Annotated in this window: 14 protein-coding genes; 7 read left to right on the top strand and 7 right to left on the bottom strand. The window is 59.9% G+C overall.

Annotated features, from left to right (window positions below; translation table 11 throughout):
- The first annotated feature begins 367 nt into the window (after nt 1-367).
- Nucleotides 368-1,717: a serine hydroxymethyltransferase gene (gene glyA / locus ACA043_RS07820; RefSeq protein ID WP_497658935.1), complete on the top strand. Its 1,350-nt coding sequence runs from the start codon at nt 368-370 to the stop codon at nt 1,715-1,717.
- A gap of 54 nt (nt 1,718-1,771) precedes the next feature.
- On the opposite strand, the gene ACA043_RS07815 is transcribed toward glyA, so the two are convergent.
- The 7 genes from ACA043_RS07815 to ACA043_RS07785 form a co-directional block, all read right to left on the bottom strand.
- Nucleotides 1,772-3,193: an amino acid permease gene (locus tag ACA043_RS07815; protein WP_497658934.1), complete on the bottom strand. Its 1,422-nt coding sequence runs from the start codon at nt 3,191-3,193 to the stop codon at nt 1,772-1,774.
- Between the two features lie 818 nt (nt 3,194-4,011).
- Nucleotides 4,012-5,226, bottom strand: a complete 1,215-nt coding sequence (rluB, locus tag ACA043_RS07810; RefSeq protein WP_489878487.1) for a 23S rRNA pseudouridine(2605) synthase RluB — start codon at nt 5,224-5,226, stop codon at nt 4,012-4,014.
- 143 nt (nt 5,227-5,369) lie between these two features.
- Nucleotides 5,370-5,561: a DUF1289 domain-containing protein gene (locus tag ACA043_RS07805; RefSeq protein ID WP_187677335.1), complete on the bottom strand. Its 192-nt coding sequence runs from the start codon at nt 5,559-5,561 to the stop codon at nt 5,370-5,372.
- Between the two features lie 44 nt (nt 5,562-5,605).
- On the bottom strand, nt 5,606-6,577 hold the full coding sequence (gene scpB / locus ACA043_RS07800; RefSeq protein WP_497658933.1) for an SMC-Scp complex subunit ScpB: 972 nt from the start codon (nt 6,575-6,577) through the stop codon (nt 5,606-5,608).
- A gap of 11 nt (nt 6,578-6,588) precedes the next feature.
- Nucleotides 6,589-7,410 carry a segregation and condensation protein A gene (locus tag ACA043_RS07795; protein ID WP_103305317.1) on the bottom strand — a complete coding sequence of 274 codons (822 nt, stop codon included), beginning with the start codon at nt 7,408-7,410 and terminating at the stop codon, nt 6,589-6,591.
- A complete protein-coding gene (locus ACA043_RS07790; RefSeq protein ID WP_007966016.1) occupies nt 7,411-8,040 on the bottom strand; it encodes an L-threonylcarbamoyladenylate synthase in 630 nt (209 codons plus the stop codon).
- 13 nt (nt 8,041-8,053) lie between these two features.
- Nucleotides 8,054-8,917: a PHP domain-containing protein gene (locus ACA043_RS07785; protein WP_187677332.1), complete on the bottom strand. Its 864-nt coding sequence runs from the start codon at nt 8,915-8,917 to the stop codon at nt 8,054-8,056.
- Nucleotides 8,918-9,004: 87 nt separating this feature from the next.
- Between ACA043_RS07785 and ACA043_RS07780 the strand changes: the two genes are divergently transcribed.
- The 6 genes from ACA043_RS07780 to ACA043_RS07755 all read left to right on the top strand — a co-directional run bounded on the left by ACA043_RS07780 (nt 9,005) and on the right by ACA043_RS07755 (nt 13,230).
- Nucleotides 9,005-9,601 carry a septation protein A gene (locus ACA043_RS07780; RefSeq protein ID WP_187677331.1) on the top strand — a complete coding sequence of 199 codons (597 nt, stop codon included), beginning with the start codon at nt 9,005-9,007 and terminating at the stop codon, nt 9,599-9,601.
- A 1-nt stretch (nt 9,602) separates the two neighbouring features.
- The gene (locus ACA043_RS07775; protein WP_187677330.1) at nt 9,603-9,902 is read left to right on the top strand and encodes a YciI family protein; all 300 of its coding nucleotides are present in this window, start codon (nt 9,603-9,605) and stop codon (nt 9,900-9,902) included.
- Between the two features lie 120 nt (nt 9,903-10,022).
- The gene (locus ACA043_RS07770) at nt 10,023-10,421 is read left to right on the top strand and encodes an SH3 domain-containing protein (protein ID WP_497658932.1); all 399 of its coding nucleotides are present in this window, start codon (nt 10,023-10,025) and stop codon (nt 10,419-10,421) included.
- 7 nt (nt 10,422-10,428) lie between these two features.
- Nucleotides 10,429-11,106: a response regulator transcription factor gene (locus ACA043_RS07765; protein WP_187677328.1), complete on the top strand. Its 678-nt coding sequence runs from the start codon at nt 10,429-10,431 to the stop codon at nt 11,104-11,106.
- Between the two features lie 135 nt (nt 11,107-11,241).
- The gene (locus tag ACA043_RS07760) at nt 11,242-11,691 is read left to right on the top strand and encodes a Spy/CpxP family protein refolding chaperone (protein ID WP_489878486.1); all 450 of its coding nucleotides are present in this window, start codon (nt 11,242-11,244) and stop codon (nt 11,689-11,691) included.
- Between the two features lie 198 nt (nt 11,692-11,889).
- Entirely contained in the window at nt 11,890-13,230 is a 1,341-nt protein-coding gene (locus ACA043_RS07755) for a sensor histidine kinase (protein ID WP_497617032.1), read from the top strand.
- Nucleotides 13,231-13,279: the final 49 nt, after the last annotated feature.

Raw genomic sequence — 13,279 nt, 5'->3', positions numbered from 1 at the left:
CGCATGGTGCAGCTTCGCAGGATCACTTCGCAATCTGTAATGACTCGTTAATTCACTTGGCCTCCCCCGAGGCTTGGAGCGCCCAAGCTCCCGACCTGCAGTTCTACACCCACCTACCGGACAAAAAGAATCATTTTCTTTGAACAATGTTCATTTTTTTGATTAATTTTTCTGGCGTTCCCCAGTGAAAAATCTATGATGCGTCGAGCAACCCGCTCCTCCACCAACAAACGGCGGCCATGGAAACGGGTTATTCATACAGGGATAAGTTTGCGCGTACTGACGCCAAAACACGGAATCCAACTGTATAGCGCTCAGCCAACACGGACGTACGCGAACACGCGAAACCAGGGAAGGAATAGCAATCATGGCAGTCACTACCGAACCGCTTGTAAACCAGGCTGACCTACTGCAACGAGGCCTGGCGGAACTTCGAACGGAAGATGCCGAACTGGCGGCGATCCTCGACGCTGAAGTCGCACGCCAACACCAAACATTGTCACTGGTCTCTTCCTCCTGCGCAGTCAAGCCTCGTACTTTGGTGGCATCCGCGTCAGCGCTGGTCAACGTGACGGCCGAGGGCATGCCCGGCAGGCGCTATAACGCAGGGTGCGAGAACGTCGATCTGGTCGAGTCGCTGGCCATCCGCAGAGCTCGGGAGCTGTTCGGCGCCCAATACGCAAACGTCCAATCACACTCGGCATCGAACGCCACTTACCAGGTGCTTACTGCTTTGCTCGAGCCGGGCGATACCCTGCTGGGAATGGCCGTTGAACACGGCGGTGATCTCACCCACGGCAGCTCAAAAGCCTTCTCGGGCGCCTACTACAAAGCGATCCAGTACGGGACGACTTCAGAGGGTGTCATCGACTACGACAATGTGCGCAGACTGGCCCTTGCTCACCGCCCGCGCATCATCATGTGCGGCGCAACAGCCTATTCGCGGGCCGTGGATTTCGAGCGCTTTCGCGAAATTGCCGATGAAGCCGGGGCCATTCTGCTCGCTGACATTTCGCATATCGCCGGACTGGTTGCCACGGGACGGCATCCCAGCCCGATCGACGTCGCACACATCACGACGACCTGCACACACAAGCAACTGGCGGGACCTCGCGGCGGGTTGATCCTCTCGGGTCGTGACGCGAACACCAAAGTTCCCGGCTTGCGGATAACCTTCCGTCGCGCCCTCGATCAAGCGGTGTTTCCGCAAATGCAGGGAGCGCCAGCCGTCAACATGATCGCGGCCAAGGCTGCCGCGCTGGGCTACGCAATGTCTGCAGAGTTCGACGCGTACATGTCGCGGATTCGCAGCGCAGCCGATGAACTCGCCAGTGCGTTTCAGGCCCATGATTACGAGGTAGTGGGCGGGCGCAGTGAAAACCACACCGTACTGATTCGCTTGCGTGGCGGCATTACTGGTGCCATTGCCGAGTCGGCGCTGGAGCGCTGCGGGATCATCGTCAACAAACATCGTGTTCCCGGCGAGACCCGACCTGCGCTCATTACCAGCGGGTTGCGCATCGGCACCGGCTCGATGGCGCAACGTCACATCGACGGCAAGGGATGCCGTGAAGTCGTCGATTTGATCTGCCAGATCCTCGACAAGGTGACGCCGCTCGGCGAGCTGGAGTACACACTGGATCCCTCGTTACAGGAGCAATTCCGTTCTCAGGTCGAAGCGTTGTGTAAGGCCTATCCCATCGCCGATTACGTATAACGGCGAACACAAAAAACCCGGCACTTGGCCGGGTTTGTTGTTTTTGCGGTTGGCTTACTTCGCCGCAGAACCCGCCGCGTGCAACGCCTGCTGCGCACCACGCTTGTTTTTGATCACGTAGCAGCCCCACATGAACACAACCCACACCGGAATCGCGTAGACCGAGATCTGGATGCCCGGGATCAGCAGCATCACACCAAGGATGAACGCTACGAACGCCAGGCAAATGTAGTTGCCATACGGATACCACAGGGCCTTGAACAGCGGCGTCTGTTTGGTCTTGTTCATGTGCTGGCGGAACTTGAAGTGCGAGAAGCTGATCATCGCCCAGTTGATCACCAGGGTCGCCACTACCAGCGACATCAGCAACTCCAGCGCGTGTTGCGGGATCAGATAGTTGAGCAGCACCGCCACCAGCGTCACCGCCGCCGAAGCGAGGATCGAACGCACTGGCACGCCGCGCTTGTCGATCTTCGCCAGACCTTTCGGCGCGTCGCCCTGCTCGGCCATGCCCAGCAACATGCGGCTGTTGCAGTAGGTGCCGCTGTTGTACACCGACAGCGCCGCAGTCAGCACGACGAAGTTGAGGATATGCGCTGCGGTGCTGCTGCCGAGCATCGAGAACACTTGTACGAACGGGCTGCCGCTATAGGAATCGCCGGACGCATTGAGGGTTTCCAGCAGGCTGTCCCACGGGGTCAGCGACAGCAGAATAACCAGGGCGCCGATGTAGAAAATCAGGATCCGGTAGATCACCTGGTTGATCGCTTTCGGGATCACGGTTTTCGGTTTGTCGGCTTCGGCTGCGGTGAAACCGAGCATTTCCAGACCGCCGAAGGAGAACATGATGATCGCCATGGCCATCACCAGACCGCTAACGCCGTTGGGGAAGAAGCCGCCGTGAGCCCAGAGGTTGCTGACCGAGGCCTGCGGGCCACCATGGCCGCTGACCAACAGGTAGCTGCCCAGCGCGATCATGCCGACGATCGCCACGACCTTGATGATCGCGAACCAGAATTCGGCTTCACCGAAGACTTTGACGTTGGCCAGGTTGATCGCATTGATCAGCACGAAGAATGCAGCGGCGGAAACCCAGGTCGGGATATCCGGCGCCCAGTAATGAATGTATTTGCCGACCGCAGTCAGCTCGGACATGCCCACCAGAATGTACAGAATCCAGCAGTTCCAGCCCGACAGAAAGCCGGCGAAGCCGCCCCAGTACTTGTGCGCAAAATGACTGAAGGAACCGGCCACCGGCTCTTCGACAATCATTTCGCCGAGCTGGCGCATGATCATGAAGGCGATGAAGCCGCAGATGGCGTAGCCGAGGATCATCGACGGGCCAGCGGATTTCAGCACCCCGGCCGAGCCGAGGAACAATCCGGTACCGATCGCGCCACCGAGGGCGATCAGTTGAATATGGCGATTTTTCAGGCCGCGTTTCAGCTCGCCTGATTGCGAGGGTTGTCCACTCATGAAAAAGGTCTCACGCAAGGTTTGATGATGTTCAGTAGACGTTGCTGCAAGGTTGCGATTTCAAGCAGCCCCGATCAAACCCCAGCGCAGGCACCAGGAGTTCAGCTTTTTTACAACGGTCATGCGTCACCTGTTTGTTTTTATCTGTGACGAAATCGAACCCGACACGCTTGTGGCGCGGCGGAGTGAACAAGGCGGGTAGCCTTGAGATTTGCGCGATTACGCAGAGGGTCACAGTTAAAACGCGGCGCATTGTACACCGCTAACCCCCTGCTGCCAGACTCCGCTGGATCAGCGTGTCGGTTGCCGGGATTGCGTGTGTCCGCCTCGAGACGCTCGAGCGGCTGCAAAAATTGAGTCAGACCTTTGCAGGTCATCGACGGGGACGAGGGGAAAACCGTCCCACGGTGAGAGGTGGAGATCAGTCACGGCGTTCATTGCGCCTCCTTCTTGTTATGCACCTGCACGACAGGCATGGGACGCATCTCACCCTTCCAGCGCAGCTGAAACAAGCGTGCCAGAGCCTTGCACAACACCCAGCTGGGCGAGCTCCGGCAGTTTTTCCTTACAGCTTCGGCGCACGTTGTCGTTCATTGGGTTTTCGCGTGGTTTTCGTAAATATTTCTTTACGAGGCGTAACGTGAAATTTCCATTTCAGAATTTTCTGTCAGACGTCTGCACATTGACGGTGGTTTGCGCTGGATGACAATCCGCTGGCTGATGGGCGTTTTGTTTCCAAGTGAGCGGAAATATTTTTGCCAGACGAAAAAAAACGCCAACCCTGAGGTTGGCGTTTTTCATTCAGTCACTGAATCCGATCACTCAGGCTTCTTGCGACCGAACCCCGGACGCTGACCAGAACCGGCCGGTGCGCCACGGCGATTGCCCGACGGCTTGTCACCGTCAACAAGCTTGATGCCCGGACGCTTCGGCGCCGGTTTGGCCGGACGCTTGTTGGTGGTGTCAGCAGGACGATCCGCTACCGGTGTACCGCGACCGGCAGGTGCACGGCCTTCGCCACGCTCGGTACGGCCGCGTGGAGCGCGCTCGCCATCCGGACGCGCGGCAGGCTTGCGACCCGGACGCTCACCTTCGATCTGCGGCTCGCGGCCTGGACGTGGGCCGGTCGGCGCGCCAGCGGCTGGACGCAGAGTGCGCACGCGCTCGGTCTTGGCCATCGGCCGCGACGATTTGCGCTGCATGCGCTCAAGCTTGTCTTTGCTCTTGGCGTTCAGTTGTGGCATCGCTACCGGCGTCAGACCGACTTCAGCACTGAGGATGTCGACTTCGTACTGACTCATTTCGCGCCAGCGCCCCATCGGCAGGTCGGAGTTGAGGAACACCGGGCCGAAACGCACGCGCTTCAGACGGCTGACAACGAGACCTTGCGACTCCCACAGACGACGAACCTCACGGTTACGACCTTCCATGACCACGCAGTGATACCAGTGGTTGAAACCTTCGCCGCCCGGAGCCTGCTTGATGTCGGTGAACTTGGCCGGGCCGTCTTCCAGCACGACGCCAGCCTTCAGACGCTCGATCATTTCGTCATCGACTTCACCGCGTACACGCACGGCGTATTCACGGTCCATCTCGTAGGACGGGTGCATCAGGCGGTTGGCCAGTTCACCGTCGGTGGTGAACATCAACAGACCGGTGGTGTTGATGTCGAGGCGACCGATGTTGATCCAGCGTCCTTCTTTAGGACGTGGCAGCTTGTCGAACACGGTCGGACGGCCTTCCGGGTCGTCACGGGTGCAGATCTCGCCATCGGGTTTGTTGTACATGATCACGCGGCGTACCGATTCGGCAGCTTCTTCACGCTTGATCACCTTGCCATCAATGGTGATGGCGTCGTGCATGTCGACGCGCAGGCCGAGGGTGGCGTCTTTGCCATTGACCTTGATCCGGCCCTGGCTGATCCAGGCTTCTACGTCGCGGCGTGAGCCGACGCCGATACGGGCGAGGACTTTCTGCAGTTTTTCGCCTGCTGGGCCGATTTCCTGGTCGTCTTTCTGAATGATGTCGCTCATCTGGGCACCTCCCGGTGTGGTCTGTTCAGGCGGCGCCTGAAGCATTGAAAACTGTTTGCTTTGCCGAAGGGATCGACGAAGGGTCGCGAATCATACGCGGATGTGGGCCATCGCGCATCAGAGACTAGCTGATCGATCGACAGTTATTTCTTTTTCCGCCGACCGGCGCCGCCAAGCTTGATCAGGCGCAGCGCAGCTTCGGCCAGCACGATGCGCTTGTCATCCTTGTCGAGTTTCTTCCAGGCTTTGATTTCGCGCTTGCTGCGCCCGCAGCCGAGGCAAATGTCATCGGTGAATTTGCAGAGGCTGATGCAGGGGTCTTTAGTCGAGCTCATGGGGTCTCACTTGAAGATCAAAAGATCGCAGCCTTCGGCGAGCCTCAGTCCTCGAACTCGCGGCGTTCGGCTTCGATCGCTTCGGCCAGCGCGCGGGCTTCGGCTTCTTCTTCGCTCAGTTCGGGTTCTGGTGCGGACTGCTCCAGGGCAGCAACGGCAGCCAAGAGTTTTTCCCGGGCCTCGGCAACACCAAGAATGTCCTCTTCAGGTTCGGCTTCAGGCTCGGTCTCAGGTTCAACATCAATGACTGGCTCGACAATTTCAACCTCAGGCTCGGTCGGCAGCACGTCGCCATCGGCACCATCACGCAGCAAATCGTCGAAGTCGGTCTTGATCCCCTCCTCCATGCTGTCCAGCTCCAGCAGCAAGGTGTGGAAACTGGTTTCCTCCTTCTCCTCTTCCGGCTCGGCACTGGCGTCGGCCAGTTCCTGCAAACTCTGCGGCACCGGGGCATCGTCGAAATCCAGCACCGGGTCGGCTTCCATCTCGCGCAACTCGGCCAGCGGCGGCAGGTCTTCAAGGTTCTTCAGGTTGAAGTGATCGAGAAACGCCTTGGTGGTGGCGAACATCGCCGGTTTGCCCGGCACGTCGCGGTAACCGACGATGCGGATCCACTCGCGCTCGATCAGGGTTTTGACGATGTTGCTGTTGACCGCCACACCACGAACGTCTTCGATCTCGCCTCGGGTGATCGGCTGGCGATAGGCAATCAGCGCGATGGTTTCCAGCAAGGCACGGGAATAACGCTGCGGGCGTTCTTCCCAGAGGCGGCCAACCCACGGCGAAAACTTCTCGCGAATCTGCAGGCGATAGCCGGACGAGACTTCCTTCAGCTCGAACGCGCGCCCATCACAGGACTTGGCCAACAATGCCAGGGCTTTCTTGAAGACCGGCGGTTCTGGCCGCTCGCCCTCTTCGAACAGTTCGTAGAGGCGCTCAAGGGATTGCGGTTTTCCCGAGGCCAACAGAAAGGCTTCAAGCAGGGACGCCAGCTCGCGGGGTTCAGTCAGGTTCATGTTTCGACTCGTTATTCGGCTCGGGCTCGCACGTGGATCGCGGCGAACGGCTCATTCTGCACCAGCTCGACCAAGGATTCCTTGACCAGTTCAAGGATCGCCATAAAGGTCACTACCACACCGAGGCGACCTTCTTCGGCAGTGAACAGCTCGACGAACGGCACAAAACCGCCGCCCTTGAGCCGTTCCAGCACATCGCTCATGCGCTCGCGGGTGGACAGGGCCTCGCGGCTGACCTGATGGCTTTCAAACATGTCGCCACGGCGCAGCACTTCGGCCATGCACATCAGGATTTCTTCCAGCGCCACATCGGGCAACAACTTGCGCGCCCGGGCTTCCGGGGCGTCGAGCTTGGGCACCACGACGTCGCGGCCAACCCGGCTCAAGCCATCAATGCCTTCAGCGGCCGCCTTGAAGCGTTCGTACTCCTGCAAGCGGCGGATCAGTTCGGCGCGCGGGTCGTCTTCTTCGTCTTCGACGGTTTCGGCCCGTGGCAGCAGCATGCGCGACTTGATCTCGGCCAGCATCGCGGCCATCACCAGATACTCGGCGGCCAGTTCAAGACGCACCGACTGCATCAACTCGACATAACCCATGTACTGGCGGGTGATTTCCGCCACCGGGATGTCGAGGATGTTGATGTTCTGTTTGCGGATCAGGTACAGCAGCAGGTCGAGCGGGCCTTCGAAGGCTTCAAGGAAGACCTCGAGTGCATCCGGTGGAATGTAAAGGTCCAGCGGCATTTCCATGACCGCCTGGCCATAGACCATGGCAAACGGCAGTTCCTGCTGGGCGCCGGCCTGCGGATCGACAACGGTTTCTACTGCGGACATTCAGGCCTCGACCATGAACGGGGCAGGATCGCCGCAACCGACGCGGATCACTTCCGGATCGTCGCCGGTCAGGTCGATCACGGTGGAGGCCTTGATGCCGCCAAAACCGCCGTCGATGATCAAGTCCACTTGGTGTTCGAGCAACTGGCGCATTTCGTACGGATCGCTCAGTGGATCTTCGTCGCCGGGCATGATCAGGGTCACGCTCATCAGCGGCTCGCCGAGTTCGGCCAACAGCGCCAACGCAATCGGGTGGCTCGGCACGCGCAGGCCGATGGTGCGCTTCTTCGGATGCAGGAGCAGCCGCGGCACTTCACGGGTGGCATTGAGAATGAAGGTGTACGGCCCTGGCAGGTGCGCCTTGAGAATGCGGAAGGTGCCGGTGTCGATCTTGGCGTAGTTACCCAGTTGCGACAGATCGCTGCAGATCAGCGCGAAGTTGTGTTTCTCATCGAGCTGACGCAGCCGCCGCACGCGCTCAATGGCCGTCTTGTCGCCAATCTGGCAACCAATGGCGTAGGAAGAGTCCGTGGGATAAATCACCACCCCGCCCTTGCGGATGATCTCGACTGCCTGTTTGATCAGGCGCGCTTGCGGGTTTTCCGGATGAATCTGGAAAAATTGACTCACATTCTCTACCTGTTCAGACGGCGGCAATAACTGTGTCATGTTTGAACCGACACCACAGGGGTGGAAGGTCCTCGGGAACCGGCCGGTATTGGCCGATCTCGGACCAGCCTCCAGGGCCATGAAAATCACTGCCGGCGCTGACCAGCAGACCGAACTCACGGGCAAGGATTGCCAGGCTGCCCACCTGTTCCGCAGGCTGATGGCCATTGACCACTTCGATCGCATGCCCGCCCGCTTGAATATAGTCGGCAATCAGCTTTCGGCGCTTGCTGCGGGTGAAATCGTAGTGCCATGGATGCGCCAGACTGACCCAAGCCCCGGCGGCGCGCAGAGTACCGACAGTGTCTTCCAGAGTCGGCCAGTGCAGTTTGACGTCGCCCAGCTTGCCGGCGCCAAGCCATTTGCGGAATGCCTCGGCGCGATCCTTTACATAACCTTCACGCACCATCCAGTCGGCGAAATGCGGACGGGCCGGCGCGTTGCCGCTGTCACCCAGTGCTTGCTGGATCTGTCGTGCGCCGTCGAGGGCGCCGGGCATGCCCTTGAGGGCGAGCTTGCGGCTTATTTCTTCCGACCGCAGCCAGCGGCCATCGTGCAACTTGGCGATGGCCTCGACCAGCGGCGCGGCGTTGACGTCGAAACCGTAGCCCAACACATGGATGGTCGCGCCGCCCCAGGTGCAGGAGAGTTCGACGCCATTGACCAGTTGCATCCCCAACTCAGTCGCGGCCATGCGCGCTTCGGCGAGGCCTTCGAGGGTGTCATGGTCGGTCAATGCCAAGACTCGCACGCCGTTCTCGAACGCACGCGCAACCAGAACCGCAGGCGCCAGGGCGCCATCGGAGGCCGTGCTGTGGCAGTGCAAATCAACATTCACGGGGAGTTGTAACCTCAAATCAGCCGGCGCTATCGCGCGCCCATATGTTTGTTATTATGCCGCCACATCCAGCTTCTGGCTCTCACTGTGAAACAATTCATCGATTTCATCCCGCTTCTGCTGTTTTTCATCGTTTACAAACTTGATCCACGGGTCGTCGACATTGCGGGCCATGAAGTCACTGTAGGCGGTATTTACAGCGCCACTGCGATGCTGATCATCAGCTCTCTGGCGGTGTACGGCGCGCTTTTCATCAAACAGCGCAAGCTGGAAAAGAGCCAATGGCTGACCCTGATCGCCTGCCTCGTGTTCGGCAGCCTGACCCTGGCCTTCCACAGCGAGACGTTCCTGAAATGGAAAGCCCCGGTGGTCAACTGGTTGTTCGCTGTCGCCTTCATCGGCAGCCACTTCATCGGTGACCGCCTTCTGATCAAGCGCATCATGGGCCATGCACTGACCCTGCCGGATCCAGTCTGGACGCGCCTGAACATCGCCTGGATCGCCTTTTTCCTGTTCTGCGGGGCCGCCAACCTGTTCGTCGCCTTCACCTTCCAGAGCATCTGGGTGGACTTCAAGGTGTTCGGCAGCCTGGGCATGACCGTGCTGTTCCTGGTGGCTCAGGGCATTTATCTGTCACGTCACCTGCACGACACCGATACCACAACACCAAAAACCGAGGACTGACATGCTCTACGCAATCATTGCCACCGACGTTGCCAACTCGCTCGAAGCTCGCCTGGCCGCGCGCCCTGCGCACCTGGAACGCCTGCAAGTGCTCAAGGGCGAAGGCCGCATCGTATTGGCCGGCCCGCACCCGGCCGTCGACAGCAATGATCCGGGTGCAGCGGGTTTCACCGGCAGCCTGATCGTCGCCGAATTCGATTCCCTTAGCGCCGCGCAAGCCTGGGCCGATGCCGATCCGTACATCGCTGCCGGCGTGTACGCCACTGTGATCGTGAAGCCGTTCAAGCAAGTCCTGCCGTAACTTTCCCCCGCAAATCCTCCACGCGATGAACCTTGTCGGTTCATCGCGTTCTCAATCGCTCATTATTCTTGTTTGCCTGCCGACAACCTGCCCAATATCCATTTGGAAACAGGTGTCGCGATGCGCAAGGGTCCGTTGTGTCTGATGTTGGTCACGTTGTCGATCATGGCGCCCGCCCATGGTGAGGAAGCCACCGAAGGCGGCAGCTCTACGCCATTGTCATTGAGTGCCGGCAGCCAGATCACCGAGTTGCAACAGCGTCTCAAGGCCAGCGAGCAGCAGCGCGAAGAATTGAACAAACAACTGCAAAATGCCGACAACACCCAGCTCGCCCGGTTGCGCCAAGAGAACCAGCGCCTCAAGCTGCAACTCAAGGAAGCCCAGGCCAGCACGCTGCCGCGCCTGCTGACCGATCAGCAGCAGTGGTTCGTCACCGGCGCCGGGGTAGCGCTATTGGCGCTGCTCTGCGGTATCTTTGCCAGTGGTGCAAGCCGAAAACGTCGGCAATGGCTAAATTGAGTGAGTCATGAGCGAGCTGTTACTTATTGATGATGACGTGGAGCTGTGTGAGCTCCTGAGCAGTTGGTTGAGCCAGGAAGGCTTCCAGGTGCGCGCCTGCCACGACGGTCAGAGCGCCCGCAAGGCCTTGGCCGAAACCGCTCCGGCGGCAGTGGTGCTGGACGTGATGCTGCCCGATGGCAGTGGTCTGGAACTGCTCAAGCAATTGCGTAACGATCACGCCGATCTGCCGGTGCTGATGCTCTCCGCCCGTGGCGAGCCGCTGGACCGCATTCTCGGCCTGGAACTGGGCGCCGACGATTACCTGGCCAAACCCTGCGACCCGCGTGAACTGACTGCCCGCTTGCGCGCCGTGTTGCGCCGCAGCCATCCGGCCGCCGTGTCGACGCAGTTGGAACTGGGTGACCTGAGTTTCAGCCCGGTGCGCGGCGTGGTCAGCATCGACGAGAAAGAACTGACCCTTACCGTTTCCGAAAGCCGCTTGCTCGAAGCGTTGCTCAAACAGCCCGGCGAGCCGCTGGACAAACAGGAACTGGCGCAACTTGCCCTCGGCCGCAAGTTGACCCTGTACGACCGCAGCCTCGACATGCACGTCAGCAACCTGCGCAAAAAGATCGGCCCACACCCCGACGGCCGCCCGCGGATCGTGGCTCTGCGCAGCCGCGGTTACTACTACAGCCTCTGACGCTGTGTCATTTTTGTCAGGTCAGCGCCGTATCGTCTTTACCCAAGCTTTACGTAGCGCTGACCGCCGCTGACCTTGATCTCCGTAATCTGAACTCATCCGGAACGTACCGGGAACGAGACAAGGAGATACACCATGCGCAAGACTCTTATCGCTCTGATGTTCGCTGCCGCTCTGCCAACCGTCGCCATGGCCATGCCGCAAGATGGCGGCCCGATGGGTGGCCCGCTCGACGGCCCACGCCACGGCGGTCAGATGCACGGCATGCACGGCAAAGGCCCGTACAGCCAACTCGACCTGTCCCGCGAACAACGCGAGCAGATCCGCAAGATCATGGGCGAGCAGATGCACGAGCGTAAGCAAGTGGTCGACAAGTACCTGGAAAAACTCTCGCCAGCCGACCAGAAAGCCATGAAGGACGAGATGGCGGCCAACCACAAAAAAGCCGAGTCCGATGTCCGCGCCGTGTTGAAACCGGATCAACAGAAGAAATTCGACGAGATGCAGAAGAAACAGGCCGAACGTCGCGCAGAATGGGCCGAGTTCAAGGCCTGGAAAGCGCAACAGCCGCAAAAGGCGCAATAATGTTCTGACTTCAGGCCCAACGGCTTAAACCGTTGGGCCTGCTTACATTCGACCCTGCAGGAGCTGCCGCAGGCTGCGATCTTTTAGCTGTGGGACGCAGAGCGTCCCCGGCTGCATTCCCACGCAGAGCGTGAGAACGATCAGATCGCAGCCTGCGGCAGCTCCTACAGGGGTTTTGTGTCTGATTGAGGATTTTCTGTGCGTTCATTGTTCTGGCGTATTCTCGCGAGCTTCTGGCTGGCTATCGCTCTGGTGGCAGGGCTCTCCATTCTGCTGGGGCACATGCTCAATCAGGACGCGTGGATCCTCAGTCGTCACCCGGGCCTCAACACTCTGGCCGCCGAGTGGACGCAGACCTACGAAGCCCAAGGCGAAGAAGCCGCCCAGAACATCCTCGAGCAACGCAAACGCCAGTACCACATCGACGTTCAGGTCCTCAACGAGACCGGCGACCCAGTGGTGCGCGGCACCTTTCCCCGCCGCGCGGCAGCCTTCGAAGCCCGCCAGAACAACGATGACCGCCGCCTGCCATGGCGGCGTCTGACCGATGAATTCACCAGTGATAAAACCGGCGACACCTACCTGTTCATCTACCGCATCCCGCACCCGGAACTCGACGCCTGGCACCGCGAAAGCCTGCTCTGGCCGTTAAGTGCGCTGGGTATCGCGCTGGTGGTGCTAACCCTGTTCAGCCTGCTGGTGACGTTCTCCATCACCCGCCCGCTCAGCCGCTTGCGCGGCGCGGTGCATGATCTGGGGCAAACGACTTATCAGCAAAATAGCCTGGCGAAACTGGCCAACCGCCGCGATGAATTCGGCGTGCTGGCAACCGACTTCAACCGCATGGGCGCGCGCCTGCAAAGTCTGATCGGCAGTCAGCGTCAATTACTGCGAGACGTGTCTCACGAACTGCGTTCACCGCTGGCACGCCTGCGCATTGCCTTGGCGCTGGCCGAACGGGCAAACCCTGAAGAACGGGAAAAGCTCTGGCCCCGCCTGACCCGCGAATGCGACCGGCTCGAAGCGTTGATCAGTGAAATTCTGGTGTTGGCGCGGGTCGATGCCGACAACGCCAGCGCTGAAGACGTGGACTTGAACGCACTGCTCAGCCTTCTGCAAAAGGACGCGCAACTCGGCTCGCCAGAGCAGACCGTGCACCTGGACGTCGAGCCGCAACTGAATTTCAAGGGTTGGCCGACCATGATCGAGCGCGCTGTCGATAACCTGCTGCGCAATGCCCAGCGTTTCAATCCGGAGGGCCAGCCGATTGAAATGAAGGCCTCACGTCAGGGCGAACGCATCGTGGTGAGCGTGCGTGACCATGGGCCGGGGGTGCAGGCCGAGCATTTGAACCAGTTAGGCGAGCCGTTCTATCGGGCGCCGGGGCAGACCGCAGCGGGGCATGGTCTTGGATTGGCGATTGCCAAGCGGGCGGCGGAGCGCCATGGCGGGAGTCTGGTGTTGGCGAATCATTCTGAGGGCGGGTTTATTGCCAGTCTGGAGTTGCCGTTGGTGCCGGGTGCTGTAGTGCAGCCCTAAGAGCCACCCTCACCCCAGCCCTCTCCCGGAGGGAGAGGGGGCCGACCGA

The organism is Pseudomonas sp. LBUM1648 (assembly GCF_059716145.1).
The sequence above is the reverse complement of the archived record's forward strand: the minus strand, read 5'-3'. Positions and strand labels throughout refer to the sequence as shown.

Bases quoted from the DNA above. Each gene is read 5' to 3' on its own strand.
- scpB (WP_497658933.1), bottom strand. From the start codon at position 6,577: ATGAACCTGACTGAACCCCGCGAGCTGGCGTCCCTGCTTGAAGCCTTT.
- ACA043_RS07795 (WP_103305317.1), bottom strand. From the start codon at position 7,410: ATGTCCGCAGTAGAAACCGTTGTCGATCCGCAGGCCGGCGCCCAGCAG.
- rluB (WP_489878487.1), bottom strand. From the start codon at position 5,226: ATGAGCGACATCATTCAGAAAGACGACCAGGAAATCGGCCCAGCAGGC.
- ACA043_RS07805 (WP_187677335.1), bottom strand. From the start codon at position 5,561: ATGAGCTCGACTAAAGACCCCTGCATCAGCCTCTGCAAATTCACCGAT.
- ACA043_RS07815 (WP_497658934.1), bottom strand. From the start codon at position 3,193: ATGAGTGGACAACCCTCGCAATCAGGCGAGCTGAAACGCGGCCTGAAA.
- ACA043_RS07775 (WP_187677330.1), top strand. From the start codon at position 9,603: ATGCTCTACGCAATCATTGCCACCGACGTTGCCAACTCGCTCGAAGCT.
- glyA (WP_497658935.1), top strand. From the start codon at position 368: ATGGCAGTCACTACCGAACCGCTTGTAAACCAGGCTGACCTACTGCAA.
- ACA043_RS07765 (WP_187677328.1), top strand. From the start codon at position 10,429: ATGAGCGAGCTGTTACTTATTGATGATGACGTGGAGCTGTGTGAGCTC.
- ACA043_RS07760 (WP_489878486.1), top strand. From the start codon at position 11,242: ATGCGCAAGACTCTTATCGCTCTGATGTTCGCTGCCGCTCTGCCAACC.
- ACA043_RS07770 (WP_497658932.1), top strand. From the start codon at position 10,023: ATGCGCAAGGGTCCGTTGTGTCTGATGTTGGTCACGTTGTCGATCATG.